This is a genomic window from Mesorhizobium shangrilense, from assembly GCF_028826155.1.
Lineage (GTDB): Bacteria > Pseudomonadota > Alphaproteobacteria > Rhizobiales > Rhizobiaceae > Arvimicrobium > Arvimicrobium flavum.
In genome coordinates, this window is the sequence record NZ_JAQGPN010000001.1 from 3,681,198 (window position 1) to 3,699,031 (window position 17,834).

Genomic DNA, 17,834 nt, shown 5'->3' on the forward strand with positions numbered 1-17,834 from the left:
CGGAGACCAAAATTGTCCAAGAAGCAGGTTTTCGGCACCTCGCACGTGCCTTTGTCCCCCGCCGTTCGCGCCGGTGACATGGTCTATGTTTCCGGCCAGGTGCCGGTCAGGCCGGATGGCTCGATGGAGAGCGGCAACATCGAGGTGCAGACGCGCCAGGTGCTCGAAAACGTCAAGGCCGCCCTGGCGCTTGCCGGCGCGACCATGGACCAGGTCGTCAAGACGACCGTCTGGATCGAGGACGCCCGCGATTTCGGCGGCATGAACAAGGTCTATGCGACGTTCTTCCCCAGCGAGCCGCCCGCGCGAACCACTGTGGAATCGCGGCTGATGGTGGACATCAAGGTTGAGATCGAGGCGGTGGCGTACGCGCCGGTGCAATAAACCCATGGCTCGCCGTTCGGGGCTGGCTCTCCAATGAGGAGAAGCCGGCCGTCGGGCGCGTGCGGGTTGCGCCCCTCATCGGGGATGCGTCGTTCGCACAACGCTTGCCGCGGGGCTGCGGCCCGCCTCCCCATCCTGACGTGAGGGCCCGCTGAGCACCGGCGAACAGAGCACCAAACCTGAGCGGGGGCGCGTCAAGAGACGCCCCTCGGAAACAGACGGGCAAATCGAAATGCGCATCTTCACCGCCTCGCTGGCGACCGAAACGAATACGTTCTCGCCGGTGCCGACGGACCGGGCCTCCTTCGAGATGGCGTTCTATGCCGCCCCGGGGCAGCACCCGGACACGCCGACGCTGTGCTCTTCGCCCATCGTGGCACTGCGCGCCAGGGCCCAACACGACGGCCTGACGGTCATCGAGGGAACCGCGACCTGGGCGGAGCCGGGCGGCCTCGTGCAGCGCCAAACCTATGAGGCGCTGCGGGACGAGATCCTCGATCAGCTTCGGGCGACCCTTCCCGTCGACGCGGTGATCCTCGGCCTTCACGGCGCCATGGTTGCGCAAGGCTATGACGACTGCGAGGGCGATCTGCTTTCCCGTGTGCGGGAAATCGTCGGACCAGACGTCGTCGTTGCCGCGGAACTCGATCCGCACAGCCATCTGACGCCCAAGCGCGTCGCCGCCTCCAACATCCTGGCCGCCTTCCTGGAATTTCCCCACACCGATTTCTACGAGCGGGGCGAGCATGTGGTGGATCTCGGTCTGCGCGCCGCCCGCGGCGAGATCAAGCCGGTCATCTCGACCTTCGACTGCCGCATGATCCAGGTCTTTCCGACCAGCCGCGAGCCGATGCGGTCCTTCGTGGATCGCATCAAGGCCTTGCATGGCAAGGACGACATTCTGTCCGTCTCGGTCATCCACGGCTTCATGGCCGCAGACGTGCCAGAGATGGGCACGCGCATCATGATCGTCACCGACGACCAGAAGGCGAAGGGTGACGCCTTGGCCGAGAAACTCGGGATGGAGCTTTTTGCGCTGCGTGAGCAGACCGCAATGGCGATGGTGACCCCCGACCAGGGCATCGACCGCGCTCTCACCGTACACGCGGAGACCCCGCAGAAGCCCGCAGTGATCGCCGATGTATGGGACAATCCCGGCGGCGGCGTGCCGGGCGACGGCACGACGGTGCTGCGGCGCATTCTCGAGAGAGGCGTCAACAATGTCGGCGTGGCGACCATCTGGGACCCGCTCGCGGTCACCTTCTGTCATGCTGCCGGCGAGGGAGCGGAGATCGACCTGCGCTTCGGCGGCAAGGCGGGACCGCAGGCGGGCGAGCCGATCGACGCCAGGGTCAAGGTGCTGAAGACCGTCGCCGAAGGCTGGCAAAGTTTTGGCCGGAGCCGCGTGACGCTCGGACCTTCGGCGGTCGTGCGGATCGAAGGCACCGAGGTCGACATCATCCTCAACACGAACCGGACGCAGACCTTCGAGCCCGACGTCTTCTCCAACATCGGCATCGATCCGCTGAAGAAGGACCTGCTGCTGGTGAAGTCCACCAACCACTTCTATGCGGGCTTCGCTCCGATCGCCGCCGAGATCATCTACGTGACCGCTCCGAGCTCTTATCCGAGCGCCCCGCGCGTCACCGACTACCGCAAGCTCAATCGCAAGATATGGCCGCGCGTCGAGAACCCGTTCAGCGAGGCCTGAAACCGCGCTGCTTGGCGGCGGGATCGGCAAGCCGGTTGAGGAGATAAGCCCGAGGCGCTCGCGGAACCATCGGGTTTCCCTTCCGTTCCCCCATCGATCGCAAGGACGATCGATGCAGACAAAACGGAAGGAAAGAGCAATGACCCTGAAGTCCCTCGCCCTCGCCGCGGCTGCGGTTGCGATGCTTTCCGGCGCGGCAATCGCCCAGTCTTCGGACGTTGATCAGACAAAGACCAACACGGTTTCCCCGACCGGCAGCACGGCGCTCGAAGACAAACAGCTGATGGGGCCGTTCTATACGGACGACTCCATGACTACGCTGCGCACCGGCGACGAGTTCACCGCCGCGTTCAACGCGATGTCGAGCGAAGACAAGGAGCGCGTGCGCAGCGAGTGCGCCAACAGCACCTCGCCGCGCGAGGCGTTCTGCGAGAGCATCAAGAACATCCAGTAGTCTCTTGTCCCAGGGAATGGCGGGCGTTGCCGCCCGCTGTTCCCCTTGCGGGGCACGGCAGCGCTTGCGCCCGTGAAAAATGCGCTTTAGCCAGAGAGCAGCGAGATCATAAGCTGCGGACTCCCACCATGAAGCGCCCCGCCCTGACGCCAGTCGTCGAAGCCCTACCCTCTTTCGTGCCTTTCGTCGGACCGGAAGCCCAGGAACGCACCCGGGGACGGCCGTTCCGGGCGCGCATCGGCGCCAACGAAAGCAGCTTTGGGCCCTCCCCTAAGGTGATCGCCAAAATGCAGCAGGTCGCGGCCGACCAGTGGATGTACTGCGATCCGGACAACCACGACCTCCGGGAGGGACTGGCAAGGCATCTCGGCGTACCGATGGGTTCGGTGGTCGTGGGCGAAGGCATCGACGGGCTGCTCGGACTTGCGGTGCGTATGTACGTTGACGAAGGCACGGTCGTCGTCACGTCGCAGGGCGCCTACCCGACCTTCAACTTCCATGTCGCGGGCTCGGGCGGGCAGCTGGTCACCGTGCCCTTCGAGAAGGACAAGGAGAGCCTCGACGGTCTCCTGGACGCAGTGCGTCGTGAGAACGCGGCGATCGTCTATCTCTCCAACCCCGACAATCCCATGGGGACCTGGTGGGAGGCGGACGAGGTCATGCGCCTCGCCGACGCGCTGCCCGAGACGACGCTGTTCATCCTCGATGAAGCATATGGGGAAACCGGTCCCGCATCGGCTTCGCCGGCTATCGACATTTCGCGTCCCAACTTCTTGAGGATGCGAACCTTTTCCAAGGCCTACGGCCTTGCGGGCATCCGCTGCGGCTATGCGTTCGGCGAACAGGAGCTCATCCAGAACTTCGAGAAGATCCGCAACCATTACGGCACCAGCCGCATGGCGCAGGTTGCCGGCCTGGCGGCGCTCGAGGATCAGGCGTGGCTCCAGCAGGTGGTGGCGAAGGTTGCAGCGGGACGCCAGCGCCTGAACGATATCGCCCGGTCGAACGGGCTTGTTCCGATCGCCTCGGCCACAAACTTCGTCACTATGGATTGCGGCGCCGACGGCGCCTTCGCGCTCAAGGTGATGCAGCATCTCCTGTCGCGCGACGTCTTCATCCGCAAGCCGATGGCGCCGGGCCTCGACCGCTGTATCCGCGTCAGCGTCGGCCTCGACCACGAACTCGACATCTTCGCCGAGGAACTGCCCGGCGCGCTCGCTGCGGCGCGCGGCGACTGATCGCCGCCGCTCTCCCCGTGTTTCCACTGGCGAGGCCAAGATGACCATTCTCGTCACCGGCAGCTCCGGCCATCTCGGCGAGGGCCTGATGCGGACGCTGCGCGATGCGGGGCGCAGCGCAAGGGGAATCGACATCAAGCCGTCGCCGTTCACGGACGCCGTAGGCTCGATCGGAGACCCGGCTTTCATTGCCGGCTGCATGCAGGGCATCAACGCGATCATACACTGCGCGACCCTGCACAAGCCTCACGTGGCGACCCACGGTTATCGGGATTTTGTAGACACCAACGTCAGCGGTACGCTGGTGCTGCTCGAGGCCGCAATCGCAGCGAAGGTTTCGTCGTTCGTCTTCACCAGCACGACCAGCACCTTCGGTTCGGCGTTGACGCCCCTCGCCGGCCAGCCGGCTGCCTGGATCACCGAGGAGGTAACGCCGGTCGCCAAGAACATATATGGCGTGACGAAGCTTGCCGGCGAAGGTCTGTGCGAGCTCTTCGCCCGCCGCCATAGCCTGCCGACCATCGTGCTGCGCACGTCGCGCTTCTTCCCCGAAGCCGACGACGATGCCGGAATGCGCGGACGCTATACGCTGGACAATGCGCAGGCGAACGAACTGCTCTATCGCCGCGCCGATATCGAGGACGTTGTCTCGGCGCATCTGCTGGCGATGGAGAAGGCGCCGGCGCTAAGGTTCGGCCGGTACGTCGTCTCGGCGACCACGCCCTTCTGCCAGCGGCATCTCGCGGAACTGAGAAGCGACGCCGCTGGCGTGACGGAACCCCTGTTTCCGGGCAGTTCGGCGCTCTATGCCGCCCGTGGCTGGACCATGTTCTCGAGCATCGATCGCGTCTATGTCAACGCCAGGGCAAGGCAGGATCTCGGATGGGCTCCCAGGTATGATTTCGGCCATGCGCTCCAATGTCTTCGACAGGGCCGGGACTTCCGCAGCCCGCTTGCGCGGGAGGTGGGCAGCAAGGGCTATCATCAGGAGACGTTTGCAGAAGGTCCCTACCCCGTCGCATAGGCTGCGGACGGCCGGAACGATTGTTGACTGCTGAATTCATATTTATTAGCAGCGAAGAAGCCGCCACGGCGGATTGCGCGCGCATGCAGAGCCAGAAAGGAAACCTCGATGTACATCGCCATGAACCGTTTCAAGGTGCAGAAAGGCTCGGAAGAGGCTTTCGAGAACCTCTGGAAGGGGCGCGACTCACGCCTGCACGAGATGAAGGGTTTTCGCGAGTTCCATCTGCTGCGCGGACCTGAGAACGAGAGCGAGGGCTACACGCTGTTCGCCTCGCATGCGGTCTGGGATAGCCAGGAGGATTTCGTCGCCTGGACGAAGTCCGAGAACTTCCGCGCCGCCCACAAGAACGCCGGCAACAACAAGGCGATCTACCTCGGACATCCCCAGTTCGAGGGGTTTTCGGTCGTCGAAGGGGCATAGGCCCGGACACTGGCGAGCGTCTTCGTTCTTGCATCGTCGGACGGTTTGCGGCCGCCCAAACGGGCGGCCGATTGATTCCGGGCGCATCACATCCGGCAAAGAATCCACTTGAATAATTGAACGTTCGTTTTATTATCAATTCGAGGAGCGAGAATGGCACGGACCACCGGATCGGACGGGGAGAGGACGGAAGCGGCGATCCGCGAGGCGGCGCTCGCCCTTATTGCCCAGCATGGCTACGAGGCCATGTCCATGCGCCAGCTCGCGGAACGCGTGGGCGTGCAGGCGGCAGCCCTCTACCGCTACTTCCCTACCAAGGAGGCGATGCTCTTCACGCTGATGCGCGAGCACATGGAGGATTTGCTCGGCACATGGCAGCGTACGCAGCCGGAGGCTTCAGATCCAGCTGCCCGGCTCCGTGCATTCGTCCAGAACCATATTGGCTTCCATGTCGAGCAGCGTCACTCGACGCATGTCTCCAACATGGAGCTTCGCAGCCTGTCGCGGGACAATCTCAGCCAGATCCTGCGCATGCGCACGGCCTATGAACGCGAGCTGAGGACCATCCTGCGCGACGGCGCCGAGGACGGCGTGTTCGAGGTCGACGATGTCGGACTGACCGCGATGGGCATCATCCAGATGATTACCGGGGTGATCGTGTGGTTCCGGCCGGACGAGAGGCTTTCCGTCGCCGAAGTGAGCGACACATATCTCAAGATGACAATGCGTCTCGTAGGTAACCGGGACGGGAGGAGTGACCTTGTACGACCATACGATCGACTTCGGGCTAGGTGAGGACATCGATGCGCTGCGCGAGACCGTGCGGCGCTTTGCACAGGAGAGGATCGCGCCGCAAGCGGCCGAGATTGACCGCTCCAACGAATTCCCAGCCGCCTTGTGGCGTGAGTTCGGCGAACTCGGCCTGCTGGGTATGACCGCCGCTCCCGAATACGGCGGAACGGGCATGGGCTATCTCGCACATGTCGTCGCCATGGAGGAGATCAGCCGGGCCTCCGCCTCTGTCGGGCTTTCCTACGGCGCCCACTCCAATCTCTGCGTCAACCAGATCAACCGCTGGGCGACGCCGGCGCAAAAGGAAAAGTACCTCCCTGCCCTGTGCTCGGGCGAGCACGTCGGCGCACTCGCGATGTCCGAGAGCGGCTCGGGCTCCGACGTCGTCTCGCTGAGGCTCAGGGCCGAGAAGCGCAACGACCGCTACGTGCTGAACGGCACCAAGATGTGGATCACCAACGGGCCGGACGCCGAGACCCTGGTCGTCTACGCGAAGACTGACCCGGAGCGGAAATCGCGCGGCATCACCGCCTTCATCATCGAACGCGACATGCCCGGATTCTCGGTCGCGCAGAAGCTCGACAAGCTCGGCATGCGCGGCTCCAATACCGGCGAACTCGTGTTCGAGAACGTCGAGGTGCCTTTCGACAACGTGCTCCACGAGGAGGGATCGGGCGTCGAGGTACTGATGTCGGGCCTCGACTACGAGCGCACGGTGCTGGCGGGCGGCCCGCTCGGCATCATGGCCGCCTGTCTGGATGTCGCCATGCCCTACGTCCACGAGCGCAAGCAGTTCGGCCAGGCGATCGGCGATTTCCAGCTCGTCCAGGGCAAGCTCGCCGACATGTACACGACGATGAATGCGTGCCGCGCCTATGTCTACGCTGTCGCTTCGGCTTGCGATCGCGGCCAGACCACGCGCAAGGATGCTGCCGGCTGCATACTCTATGCGGCGGAAAAGGCGACACTGATGGCGCTCGACGCCATCCAGTTGCTGGGCGGCAACGGCTACATCAACGAGTTCCCGACCGGGCGGCTGCTGCGGGACGCCAAGCTTTACGAGATCGGCGCGGGCACGAGCGAGATCCGCAGGTGGCTGATCGGCCGCGAGATGATGGCCGAAACAGCCTAGCCGCACCCGAAAAGTCGCCTCCGTCCCACCTCGCAAAACTGCCGGAGCTCCAATGCCCATCATCCAATCGCAGATCTCCACCGGTTCCGATGCGTTCCGGGCCAACGACGAAAAGATGCGCGCGCTGGTCGCCGACATCAGCGACAAGGCGACCATCGTCGAGCATGGCGGGCCCGAGGAGGCCCGCAAGCGCCATCTGTCGCGCGGCAAGCTACTGCCGCGCGAGCGACTCGCCCAGTTGCTGGATCCGGGCTCGCCCTTCCTGGAGATTGGCCAGTTCGCCGCCTGGGGCATGTATGGCGGCGACATCGCATCGGCCGGCATGATCGCCGGCGTCGGCCGCGTCGAGGGCCAGGAGGTGATGGTCGTCGTCAACGACGCTACCGTCAAGGGCGGCACCTACTACCCGCTCACCGTGAAGAAGCACCTGCGCGCGCAGGAAATCGCGCGCGAAAACAATCTGCCCTGCGTCTATCTCGTGGATTCCGGCGGCGCCAATCTGCCCAACCAGGACGAGGTGTTTCCGGACCGCGAGCATTTCGGCCGCATCTTCTTCAACCAGGCCAACATGAGCGCGGCGGGCATCCCCCAGATCGCCTGCGTCATGGGCTCCTGCACCGCGGGCGGCGCCTACGTGCCGGCCATGTCGGACGAGTCCATCATCGTCAAGAACCAGGGCACGATCTTCCTCGGCGGCCCGCCGCTGGTGAAGGCGGCGACCGGAGAGGATGTGACGGCCGAGGAACTCGGCGGCGCCGAGGTCCACACCCGCCAGTCGGGCGTCGCCGACCACTATGCGCTGAACGACGAGCACGCGCTGGCGATCTGCCGGCGCATCGTCAGAAACCTGAATCGGAAGAAGGCCGTAGGCCTCAATCTTCGGAAGCCGATTCCGCCGCTTCACGCAGCGAATGAGATCTACGGGATCGTCCCGCAGGACACCCGCCAGCCCTATGACGTGCGCGAGATCATTGCGCGCATCGTCGACGGCTCGGAACTCGACGAGTTCAAGCAGAATTTCGGCACGACGCTCGTTACCGGCTTCGCGCACCTGCACGGCATGCCGGTCGGCATCCTGGCGAACAACGGCGTGCTCTTCTCGGAGAGCGCGCTGAAGGGCGCCCACTTCATCGAGCTATGCTGCCAGCGGAAGATCCCCCTGATCTTCCTTCAGAACATCACCGGCTTCATGGTTGGTCGAAAATATGAGGCAGGCGGCATCGCCAAGGACGGCGCGAAGCTGGTGACGGCGGTGGCGACCGCTCAGGTGCCGAAGGTCACGATGATCATCGGCGGCTCGTTCGGCGCGGGCAATTACGGCATGTGCGGCCGCGCCTACTCGCCCCGCTTCCTCTGGATGTGGCCCAACGCGCGCATTTCGGTCATGGGCGGCGAACAGGCAGCCACGGTGCTGGCGCTGGTCAAGCGCGAGGGTATCGAGCGCAAGGGCGGCCACTGGTCGGCCGAGGAGGAGCAGAAGTTCCGCGACCCGATCCTGGAGAAGTACGAACGGGAGGGCCACCCGCTCTATTCGTCCGCACGCCTGTGGGACGACGGCATCATCGATCCGGCAAAGAGCCGCGAGGTGCTGGCCCTATCGCTCGGCGCGGCGCTCAATGCGGAAGTCGCGGACACGCGCTTCGGCGTCTTCAGGATGTGAGGGGCACGGCGATTCCCAGCCCCGCTCCCAGACGGTTGTCGCTTTGCAGCAAAGGGCCGGCGCGTTTCCGCGCCGACCCCTCCAAAACGTCACGCCTGCTGGATCGCCGAGACTTGCCACTCGCCGCCCTTCGGGCGAACGAAGGTCCACAGTTCTGTCGTCTCGGTCGGCTCGTCGGCATCGCCGTCAACAACCGCGCCCGTCTGCCTGTCGCGGACGACGTCGCGCGACTCGTAGTTCAGGGCAGCCGTCGCGAACTCACGATCACCCTCGCTCCAGGCTTCTGCAATATCGGCCTGCAGCAGCTTGACATCGGTGACCTCGTTGCGGACTCCGTTCTGGGCGTTTTCGGCCAGTTCCTCGGAGAGGTAGGACACGATCTCGGGGGTCGTCAGGCGGCGCATGGCGGCATGGTCCTCGCGGCCGAAGGCCTCCTGGACTTCCGTCAGCATCCGCTCGAACGTGTTGAGGTCCGCCTCCTCGAGAGAGATGTCCTCGCTGACAGGCGCGGCCTGAGCCGGCGCTTGGGCGCCGCCACCGCCGAAGCTGGGGACGCGGAAGCCGCCGATGTTGCCGCCCGGCTCACCCGGCGCACCGTTGCGCGCCATGCCGGCCGGACTGCCTGCGCCGGCCAGCGCCGGTTGCTGCTGCTGGCGCGAGCGGAAGAAGCGCAGCGCGAGCATCACCAGGCCACCGATCAGCAGCACTTGCAGCAGAAGGCCGAACATGCCGGCGAGACCGCCGAGGCCCTGCCCCATCAGCAGGCCGATCAGGCCGCCGAGCGCGAGACCCTTGAGCATCGTACCGCCGAAGCCGTTCATGAAACCGGGGCGCTGCGGACCCGCCGGGGTCTGGCGCGCCGCACTGTTCGTGTTGGTGTTGGGCGTCATCGAACGATCGACGGGAGCGGTCTGCTGAGGCGCGGTCCGGGTCGGCGGCGCCGACTGGAAGGTCTTTGTGCCGCGGCTGCCGAAGCTCCCTCCACGGCGCGCTTCCGCATGGTCGATGGCGATCATGGAGAAAGCCATGAACAGAACTGCAAACAGCGGGGCACAGCGCCACGCGCGCGACAATTGCATCGGTACTTTCCTCGTATGTTGGTCCGTCGCTCCCGATATGGGATGCCACCAGCGAGATTTCAGCCCCCGAAGTCGCTGTCAACCAACAAATGCATACAGTTGACGCATTGTGATGGCGCGAAACCGCTTGCGGCCAGCCTGCGCCCTCGTACCTGCGACGCGGCAACGCCATCCCGCCATCAGTTGTCAGGAGGCCGATCGCCCAAAGTAGGCGGGCGTTTGCGCGCCCGCCGCACCGAGCCTAGCATGAACGCGGCGGAGCTGGGCTGATGGAGGATGCGATGATTGGCAAGTTCTTCTGGTACGAGCTGATGACGAAGGATGTGTCCGCAGCCGAGGATTTCTACAAGAAGGTTGTCGGCTGGAACTCCGAGCCGTTTCAAGGCGCCGGCATGCCCTACATCGTCGTGAAGGCAGGCGACCGCGGCGTCGGCGGCATCATGGCGTTGCCCGAAGAGGCCGCGAAGATGGGCATGCCGCCCGCCTGGCTGGGTTACATCCACACCGACGATGTCGATGCGCGAACACGGAGCATCAGGGAGGCAGGCGGCGCCGTGCACCGCGAGCCGAGCGACATCCCCGGCGTAGGGCGCTTCTCGGTCGTGGCCGACCCGCAGGGCGGCGTTTTCATGCTGCTGCAGCCCACCGGACCCGACCAGCCGCCGGCCCCGCCGATGACTCCCGGCCACATCGGCTGGAACGAATACATGGCCGACGACTGGGAACAGGCCTTCGCCTTCTATTCGAAGCAGTTCGGCTGGACAAAGGACCAGAGCGTCGACATGGGCGAAATGGGCACCTACCAGCTCATCGCCGCAGGCGGCGAGCCCATGGGCGGCATGATGAATCGGCCGCCGCACGTCCCGGTCAACTGGGGTTTCTACTTCATCGTCGAGGGGATCGACGCGGCAGCGAAACGCGCCACCGACAACGGTGGCAAGACCATCATGGGCCCCATGGAAGTTCCCGGGGGGCAGTGGGTGGTCAATTGCGTCGACCCGCAGGGCGCGCATTTTTCATTGCTTAGCAACACCAAATAGCAGGGGCTGCATGTTCTCGAAGATCCTGATCGCCAATCGCGGCGAGATCGCCGTCCGCATCGTCCGCACCGCCCGGAGAATGGGCATCGCAACGGTTGCGGTCTATTCCGACGCGGATGCGAAGGCGCTCCATGTGGCGGAAGCCGATGAGGCGGTGCATATCGGCCCCTCGCCGGTCGCCGATAGCTACCTGCGGGCCGACAGGATCATCGCCGCCGCCCTGGCGACAGGGGCCGAGGCGATCCATCCGGGATACGGCTTCCTGTCGGAAAATCCCGATTTCGTCGATCAGGTCACCGCCGCCGGACTGGTCTTCATCGGTCCGTCGGCGGCCGCCATTCGCGCCATGGGTCTGAAGGACGCGGCCAAGCGGCTGATGGAGGAAGCCGGCGTGCCCGTCGTCCCGGGATATCACGGCGAGGCGCAGGATGATGGACTGCTCGCCGGGAAGGCAGCCGAAATCGGGTATCCGGTGCTGATCAAGGCTCGGGCCGGCGGCGGCGGCAAGGGCATGCGGCGCGTCGACCGTACGGACGATTTCGCCGAAGCGCTTGCCGGTGCGAGGCGCGAGGCGAAGGGGGCCTTTGGCGACGACAGCGTGCTGGTGGAAAAGTATGTCGAGAAGCCGCGCCACATCGAAGTGCAGGTGTTCGGCGACAACCACGGCGACGCCGTTCACCTGTTCGAGCGGGACTGCTCGGCGCAGCGCCGACACCAGAAGGTGATCGAGGAGGCCCCCGCGCCGGGGATGACCATGGAGATGAGGCGCGCCATGACGGAAGCCGCGGTGACGGCCGCCAAGGCGATCGCCTATTCCGGCGCCGGCACGATTGAGTTCATCGTCGATGCCTCGGAAGGGCTGCGACCGGACCGCTTCTGGTTCATGGAAATGAATACCCGGCTGCAGGTCGAGCATCCCGTGACCGAGATGGTGACGGGGGTGGACCTTGTCGAATGGCAACTGCGCGTGGCCTATGGCGAACGGCTGCCCAAGACGCAGGAGGAAATCGCGCTCAACGGCCACGCCTTCGAGGCGCGCGTTTATGCCGAGGATGCGTCGAAAGGTTTCCTTCCGGCGATCGGTACGCTCCATCACCTCTCGTTTCCCATCGATTCCGCCCGCGGCACGACGATGCGGATCGAAACGGGCGTGCGCGCCGGGGATTCGATCTCGCCCTTCTACGATCCCATGATCGCCAAAATGGTCGTTCATGGACCGGACCGCCGGCAGGCGCTGAACGGGCTGGCGGAGGCGCTGGCAGGCGTCCAGGTTGCCGGCTCGGTCACCAATGTCGGCTTCCTGCATGCCCTGGCGACCGATGCCGACTTCGCCGCGGGCGACGTGGATACTGGCCTGATCGGCCGCAAGCAGGAAGCCTTAACCACGGTCGACAGGCCGTCGCAGCACGCCATCTCGCAGGCGATGCTCGCCGCGGCCCAGTTCGGCAACGCGCAAGCGGACGGCGACCCTTGGGGCGCGCTTGCCGGCTATGCGCATTTTCATCCGATCGCGCGCAAGGTGACCCTGGGCTTCGGCGAGGAAAAGCTCGACGCCCAGCTCACCTATGACGGCAAGCCTTCTTCAAACGCGGCGCTGTGGCCGGGGCACGTCACGGTCTTCGAGCGCGGCAACGCCTTCACCTTCTCGATCCCCGATCCCTTCGCCGAGGCGGCGGAGGCGGGCAGCGCCCATGGCTCGATGCGAGCGCCGATGCCGGGGCTGGTCAAGATCGTGCGCGCCGCGGCGGGTGATACGGTTGCCAAGGGCCAACCGCTCCTCGTGCTCGAAGCCATGAAGATGGAGCACACCATCGCCGCCGCCCATGACGGCGTCATCGCGGAGATCGCCGCCAACGGCTCTCAGGTGACCGAAGGCACGGTGCTCGTGCGGTTTGCGGAAGAGGCCTGAACCTCTACGCCTGCACGCCTGCACGCCTGCACCGCAGGGAAAGGCAGTTCACCGGAGGGCGTGACAGTTCAGTTCACCGGCCCTCCGCCTCCGATCTCCTCCATGACCGGCTCCGACGGGATCACGCCGGTGCGTCGGTTGATCATCACCGTCACCAGCCAGAGCACGACGCCGATGGCAAGCAGCACTCCGGCAATGACGTACTGCTCCGGATTGCGTCCGGTCCACGGCCCGACGAGGAAGCCGCAACAGATAGCGCCCAGGACCGGCAGCGCCGTCGGCGCCGTGAAATGTTCATGCGGGACCTTGTCCTTGCGCAGGACCAGCACCGCTACGTTCACCACGGTGAAGACGCACAGCAGCAGCAGCGCGGTCGTGCCGCCGAGCTGCGGCACCGTGCCGACGAACGTGATCAGGCCGAAGGCCAGAAGCGTCGTGAAGGCGATCGCAATGTAAGGGGTGCGCCGGCTCGTATGAACCTTGCCGAGCACCGGCGGCAGCACATGCTCGCGGCTCATGCCGTAGACCAGCCGACTCGCCATCAGCATGTTGATCAGCGCCGTGTTGGCGACCGCGAACATGGTGATGAAGGCGAAGACGCCGATCGGAAAATTCGGCGCGCCGGCGGCCACGACCTTGAGCAGCGGCGCCTCGCCCTCGCCGAGTTCCGCGGGCGCGACGAGCGTTACCGCCGAGATCGACACAAGCATGTAGATCAGTCCGGTGAGCAGCAGTCCGATCAGCAGTATCTTTGGAAAAATCCGCGAGGGTTCCTGCGTTTCCTCGGCCATGTTCACCGAGTCCTCGAAGCCGACCATCGCGAAGAAGGCCAGCGTCGTTGCAGCGATGACCGGCCATACGGGGCTTTGTCCCTCCGGCGTATGGAATTCGGTGATGCGGGAGACGTCCCCCTGCCCGGCGCCGATTGCCCAGAGACCGATAACGATGACGATGAGCAGGCCGGACAGTTCGATGCAGGTGAGCACCACGTTGGTTTTGACGCTCTCGCCGACGCCGCGGAAGTTGATCGCCGCGACGATCGCCATGAACAGCAAGCCAAGGAAAATGGTGCCTGCGCCTTCTTCGAGCCCCAGCCCGAACGCGCTCGAAAAGTTCACCGCAAACGCTCGCGAGGCCGTCGATGCGGACGTGATCCCCGAGCACATGACGGCGAAGGCGACGATGAAGGTCACGAAATGGATACCGAACGCCTTGTGCGCATAAAGCGCAGCCCCGGCGGCTTGCGGATATTTGGTGACCAGCTCGAGGTAGCTGAACGCCGTGATCAGCGCGACGACAAACGCCACGAGAAAGGGCAGCCAGACAGCGCCGCCGACCTGCTTGGCCACCTGGCCCGTCAGGGCATAGATGCCTGTGCCCAGAATGTCGCCGACGATGAAGAGCAGCAAGAGCCAAGGGCCCATGGCCCGATGGAGAGTTGGCTCGGCTTGCTGCGCTGCCGCAGCCTTGTCGGCGTCCATCATGGTGCGTCCTCGTTCGATGACAAGACCACCCAAGCCCACCCAGGACTATGGAACAGCTGTCGACGAAGTCAAACCGCTTGACGCTTCGCGCGCCGCGCCATCGCGCCTAGGCGAATTCCATTATGATTGCGTCGACCGCCAGGCTGTCGCCCGGCCTGGCCTTGATGCTCGCAACGGTGACGTCGCGCTCGGCGCGCAGAACGTTCTCCATCTTCATCGCCTCGACAACCGCCAGCGTCTCCCCTGCCTTGACCTCCTGTCCCTCGGCGACGGCGATCGAAACGACCATGCCCGGCATGGGGCACAGGAGCAGGTTCGAGGTGTCAGGCGGCGTCTTCACCGGCATCAGCCTGTCCAGCGCCGCCGTTGCCGCCAGCATCGCACGGGCAATGACCGACATGCCCTGCCAGTCGATCCTGACGCCGTTGAGCACCGGACGGATCTGCGCCGACACACGCCTTTCGCCGACCTTGCCGTGCCAGACTGCCTCTCCCGGCCTCCAGTCGGACTGAATGGTGAGGATCCTGCCCCCGTCGACCGAGACGTCCACCTCCATCGGCACCGAAACCATGCCCTCGAGGACTGCGACGGGCAGGAAGTCCGTCCCGATCCTGACTTCCCAGTCTCGCTTGAGCGCGCCGGCGTGCGGAGCCAACCGCCCTGAAAGACGGTCCAGTCGGTCCCGGCGCACCAGCTCTACAGCCAGCGCGATCGCTGCCAGGACAGCGCGCTCCTCGCCGTCGGGTGAGACGGGCGCAAAGCCGTCTGGATACTCTTCCGCGATGAAACCGGTGGACAGGCGTCCCTCGCGCCAGCGCGGGTGGCGCATCAGGGTCGCAAGGAAGGGGATGTTGTGCTCGATGCCGTCGACGACGAATTTGTCGAGCGCATCCGACATGGCGTCGATCGCAGCCTCCCTGGTCGGCGCCCTGGTGCATAGCTTGGCGATCATCGGATCGTAGAACATCGAGATTTCGGAGCCCTCGGTAACGCCGGTGTCGTTGCGCACGGTCACGTCCCCGAACCGGCCCTCCTCCGGCGGCCGATACCTTGTCAGCCGGCCGATCGACGGCAGGAAGTTGCGGTACGGGTCTTCAGCGTAAAGCCGGCTCTCGATTGCCCAACCGTCCAGTCTGACGTCGCCCTGCTTGATCCTGAGCTTCTCGCCGGCCGCGACGCGGATCATCTGTTCGACCAGATCGATGCCGGTGACGAGCTCCGTGACCGGATGTTCGACCTGCAATCTCGTATTCATTTCAAGGAAGTAGAAGTTCTTGTCGCGATCGACGATGAATTCGACGGTCCCGGCGCTCTGGTAATCGACGGCTTTGGCAAGCGCCACTGCCTGCTCGCCCATCGCACGGCGCGTCTTCTCGTCCAGAAAGGGCGACGGCGCCTCCTCGACTACCTTCTGGTTTCGCCGCTGGATTGAGCATTCCCGCTCGCCCAAATAGATCGCGTTGCCGTGCGCATCCGCCAGCACCTGTATCTCGATGTGGCGCGGCTCGGTGACGAATTTCTCGATGAACACGCGATCGTCGCCGAAGGAACTCTTCGCCTCCGAACGCGCACGCTCAAAGCCGTCACGCACTTCCTCCCTGGACCATGCGATGCGCATACCCTTGCCGCCGCCTCCGGCGGAAGCCTTGATCATGACCGGGTAGCCGATTTCGCCGGCGATCGTCTCAGCGTGGTCCGCATCCTCGATCACCCCGAGATGTCCAGGAACGGTCGAAACCTTGGCGGCGTTGGCGAACTTTTTTGATTCGATCTTGTCGCCCATCGCCTCGATCGCCCTGGGTTTCGGCCCGATGAAGACAATGCCCTCCTTCTCCAGCGCCGCGCAGAACGAGGCGCGCTCCGACAGGAAGCCGTAGCCGGGATGGACCGCCTCCGCGCCGGTCGCCTTGCAGGCGTCGATGATCTTCTCCTGCACCAGATAGCTCTGCGCGGCGGCCGGAGGTCCGATGTGCACCGCCTCGTCCGCCATCTCGACATGAACGGCGTCGCGATCGGCATCCGAGTAGACGGCCACCGTCGCGATGCCCATCTTACCGGCGGTCCTGATGACACGGCAGGCGATCTCGCCGCGATTGGCGATGAGGATTTTCTTGAACATGGGCGCGCGATCCTCCGTAGGCCGAACCTTGAATGAGCAACACGGGTGTGGTCAAGAACGAGGGCGCTCGATCGCTGGCCCGGGCGTTCCGATGGCGCGCCGACGCACCATGGCCAGTTCTGATCCGATCACGATGCAGTCGTCATGAACCAGCCAAGCATATATGTCGATGCCGATGCCTGCCCGGTGAAGGAAGAAGCGATCAAGGTCGCCGAACGCCACGGCCTCGTCGTCACCTTCGTCTCCAATGGCGGGCTTCGTCCCTCGCGCGATCCGATGATAAGGAACGTGGTGGTTTCCAAGGGTGCGGATGCGGCAGACGACTGGATCGTCGAGACGGCCCACCCCAACGACATCGTGGTGACGGCCGACATCCCGCTCGCGGCGCGCTCCGTCACGCTTGGCGCACATGTCCTCGGTCCAACGGGGCGTCCGTTCACGCCCGAGACGATCGGCATGGCAGTGGCAATGCGCGACTTGAAGCAACACCTGCGCGAAACCGGCGAAAGCAAGGGCTACAATGCAAGTTTTGCACCTGCCGACCGTTCGCGCTTTCTTGCCGAACTCGACCGGCTGTGCCGGCGGGCACTCAATGCAGCCCCGTCAACCGACGACGGACACGGGGGATGAACGGCCGCCCGACACGGCATCGTGCCTTCGCGATCGCCGCGGTCTTGGGCCTGCTGACGTTCGGAACGAGCTTCGCGCTCTCTCTTCCCCAGCCCTACACGCTTGCGGCCAACGTCTACTTCCTCGCCTACTCGACGCTCGTGCTGATCGAGATGTCCAAGATGTCCGTCCACTATCTCCGCACCAATGCGCGGAGGGAGGATCTGCCTGTCCTGGCAATCTTTGCCCTCACGCTGCTGGTGGTGGCGGCGGCGATCGCGGCGCTCTTCAATCTGATCAATGCTGCGCGATGCCCCTCGATCCTGGAACTGGTGGTGTCCCTGGCATCCATTCCGCTCGGCTGGTTCACCATCCAAGCGATGACGGCCGTACACTATGCGCATCTCTACTGGGTTCGTGACGAAGCGGCGGAGGAAGACGGGCCCGGATCGAGGCGCGCCGGCGGGCTGGAGTTCCCCGGCAAGGCGGCCCCGGTCGGTTTCGATTTTCTCTACTTTGCCGCCACCGTCGGCATGACGGCGCAGACGGCGGACACCGCAATCACGTCGTCGGACATGCGCAGGATGGTGCTGATGCACGCCATCGTGTCGTTCTTCTTCAACACCATCATCGTGGCGGCGGCAGTCAACCTAGCGGTGAGCCGCGGCGATTGCGAGCCACAGGCTTCTGCGGGCGCCTACATTGTTGGCATCGTCGCCAGCGCAACCCCGGTCCGTCTCAGTGGATGTCGCTAACGGGATTGCCATCGACATTAC

16 protein-coding genes are annotated in these 17,834 nt (G+C 64.7%); 13 read left to right on the forward strand and 3 right to left on the reverse strand.

Features of this window, described 5'->3' with window-relative positions; genetic code table 11:
- Positions 1 to 12: 12 nt before the first annotated feature.
- The 9 genes from PD284_RS17840 (at position 13) to PD284_RS17880 (ending at position 8,818) form a co-directional block, all read left to right on the forward strand.
- Entirely contained in the window at positions 13 to 384 is a 372-nt protein-coding gene (locus PD284_RS17840; protein WP_274629498.1) for a RidA family protein, read from the forward strand.
- A gap of 232 nt (positions 385 to 616) precedes the next feature.
- Complete coding sequence (locus tag PD284_RS17845) at positions 617 to 2,095, forward strand: M81 family metallopeptidase (protein WP_274629499.1); 1,479 nt, start codon at positions 617 to 619, stop codon at positions 2,093 to 2,095.
- A gap of 139 nt (positions 2,096 to 2,234) precedes the next feature.
- Positions 2,235 to 2,549: a hypothetical protein gene (locus PD284_RS17850; protein ID WP_274629500.1), complete on the forward strand. Its 315-nt coding sequence runs from the start codon at positions 2,235 to 2,237 to the stop codon at positions 2,547 to 2,549.
- Positions 2,550 to 2,677: 128 nt separating this feature from the next.
- Positions 2,678 to 3,787 carry a pyridoxal phosphate-dependent aminotransferase gene (locus PD284_RS17855; RefSeq protein WP_274629501.1) on the forward strand — a complete coding sequence of 370 codons (1,110 nt, stop codon included), beginning with the start codon at positions 2,678 to 2,680 and terminating at the stop codon, positions 3,785 to 3,787.
- A 40-nt stretch (positions 3,788 to 3,827) separates the two neighbouring features.
- On the forward strand, positions 3,828 to 4,811 hold the full coding sequence (locus PD284_RS17860; protein ID WP_274629502.1) for an NAD-dependent epimerase/dehydratase family protein: 984 nt from the start codon (positions 3,828 to 3,830) through the stop codon (positions 4,809 to 4,811).
- A gap of 108 nt (positions 4,812 to 4,919) precedes the next feature.
- Positions 4,920 to 5,234, forward strand: coding sequence for an antibiotic biosynthesis monooxygenase family protein (locus tag PD284_RS17865; RefSeq protein WP_274629503.1), 315 nt, complete (start codon positions 4,920 to 4,922; stop codon positions 5,232 to 5,234).
- Positions 5,235 to 5,387: 153 nt separating this feature from the next.
- A complete protein-coding gene (locus tag PD284_RS17870) occupies positions 5,388 to 6,029 on the forward strand; it encodes a TetR/AcrR family transcriptional regulator (protein WP_274629504.1) in 642 nt (213 codons plus the stop codon).
- Positions 5,995 to 7,158: an isovaleryl-CoA dehydrogenase gene (locus PD284_RS17875; RefSeq protein WP_274629505.1), complete on the forward strand. Its 1,164-nt coding sequence runs from the start codon at positions 5,995 to 5,997 to the stop codon at positions 7,156 to 7,158. The genes PD284_RS17870 and PD284_RS17875 overlap by 35 nt, the downstream gene beginning before the upstream one ends.
- A 52-nt stretch (positions 7,159 to 7,210) precedes the next feature.
- On the forward strand, positions 7,211 to 8,818 hold the full coding sequence (locus PD284_RS17880; protein WP_274629506.1) for a carboxyl transferase domain-containing protein: 1,608 nt from the start codon (positions 7,211 to 7,213) through the stop codon (positions 8,816 to 8,818).
- 89 nt (positions 8,819 to 8,907) lie between these two features.
- On the opposite strand, the gene PD284_RS17885 is transcribed toward PD284_RS17880, so the two are convergent.
- On the reverse strand, positions 8,908 to 9,846 hold the full coding sequence (locus PD284_RS17885) for a Tim44 domain-containing protein (protein WP_274629507.1): 939 nt from the start codon (positions 9,844 to 9,846) through the stop codon (positions 8,908 to 8,910).
- A 332-nt stretch (positions 9,847 to 10,178) separates the two neighbouring features.
- On the opposite strand from PD284_RS17885, the gene PD284_RS17890 reads away from it, so the two are divergent.
- Both PD284_RS17890 and PD284_RS17895 read left to right on the forward strand, forming a co-directional pair.
- On the forward strand, positions 10,179 to 10,937 hold the full coding sequence (locus tag PD284_RS17890; protein ID WP_274629508.1) for a VOC family protein: 759 nt from the start codon (positions 10,179 to 10,181) through the stop codon (positions 10,935 to 10,937).
- Positions 10,938 to 10,947: 10 nt separating this feature from the next.
- Positions 10,948 to 12,846: an acetyl/propionyl/methylcrotonyl-CoA carboxylase subunit alpha gene (locus tag PD284_RS17895; RefSeq protein WP_274629509.1), complete on the forward strand. Its 1,899-nt coding sequence runs from the start codon at positions 10,948 to 10,950 to the stop codon at positions 12,844 to 12,846.
- A gap of 68 nt (positions 12,847 to 12,914) precedes the next feature.
- Here the strand turns inward: PD284_RS17895 and PD284_RS17900 are convergent, their stop codons facing one another.
- Together PD284_RS17900 and PD284_RS17905 are read right to left on the reverse strand one after the other, a co-directional pair.
- Positions 12,915 to 14,330, reverse strand: coding sequence for an APC family permease (locus tag PD284_RS17900; RefSeq protein WP_274629510.1), 1,416 nt, complete (start codon positions 14,328 to 14,330; stop codon positions 12,915 to 12,917).
- Positions 14,331 to 14,436: 106 nt separating this feature from the next.
- A complete protein-coding gene (locus tag PD284_RS17905) occupies positions 14,437 to 16,449 on the reverse strand; it encodes an acetyl-CoA carboxylase biotin carboxylase subunit (RefSeq protein ID WP_274629511.1) in 2,013 nt (670 codons plus the stop codon).
- A gap of 144 nt (positions 16,450 to 16,593) precedes the next feature.
- Here PD284_RS17905 and PD284_RS17910 point away from each other — a divergent pair, with 144 nt between their 5' ends.
- Both PD284_RS17910 and PD284_RS17915 read left to right on the forward strand, forming a co-directional pair.
- Positions 16,594 to 17,079, forward strand: a complete 486-nt coding sequence (locus PD284_RS17910; protein ID WP_274629512.1) for a YaiI/YqxD family protein — start codon at positions 16,594 to 16,596, stop codon at positions 17,077 to 17,079.
- The gene (locus PD284_RS17915; protein WP_274629513.1) at positions 17,076 to 17,813 is read left to right on the forward strand and encodes a DUF1345 domain-containing protein; all 738 of its coding nucleotides are present in this window, start codon (positions 17,076 to 17,078) and stop codon (positions 17,811 to 17,813) included. The genes PD284_RS17910 and PD284_RS17915 overlap by 4 nt, the downstream gene beginning before the upstream one ends.
- The last annotated feature ends 21 nt before the right edge of the window (positions 17,814 to 17,834 follow it).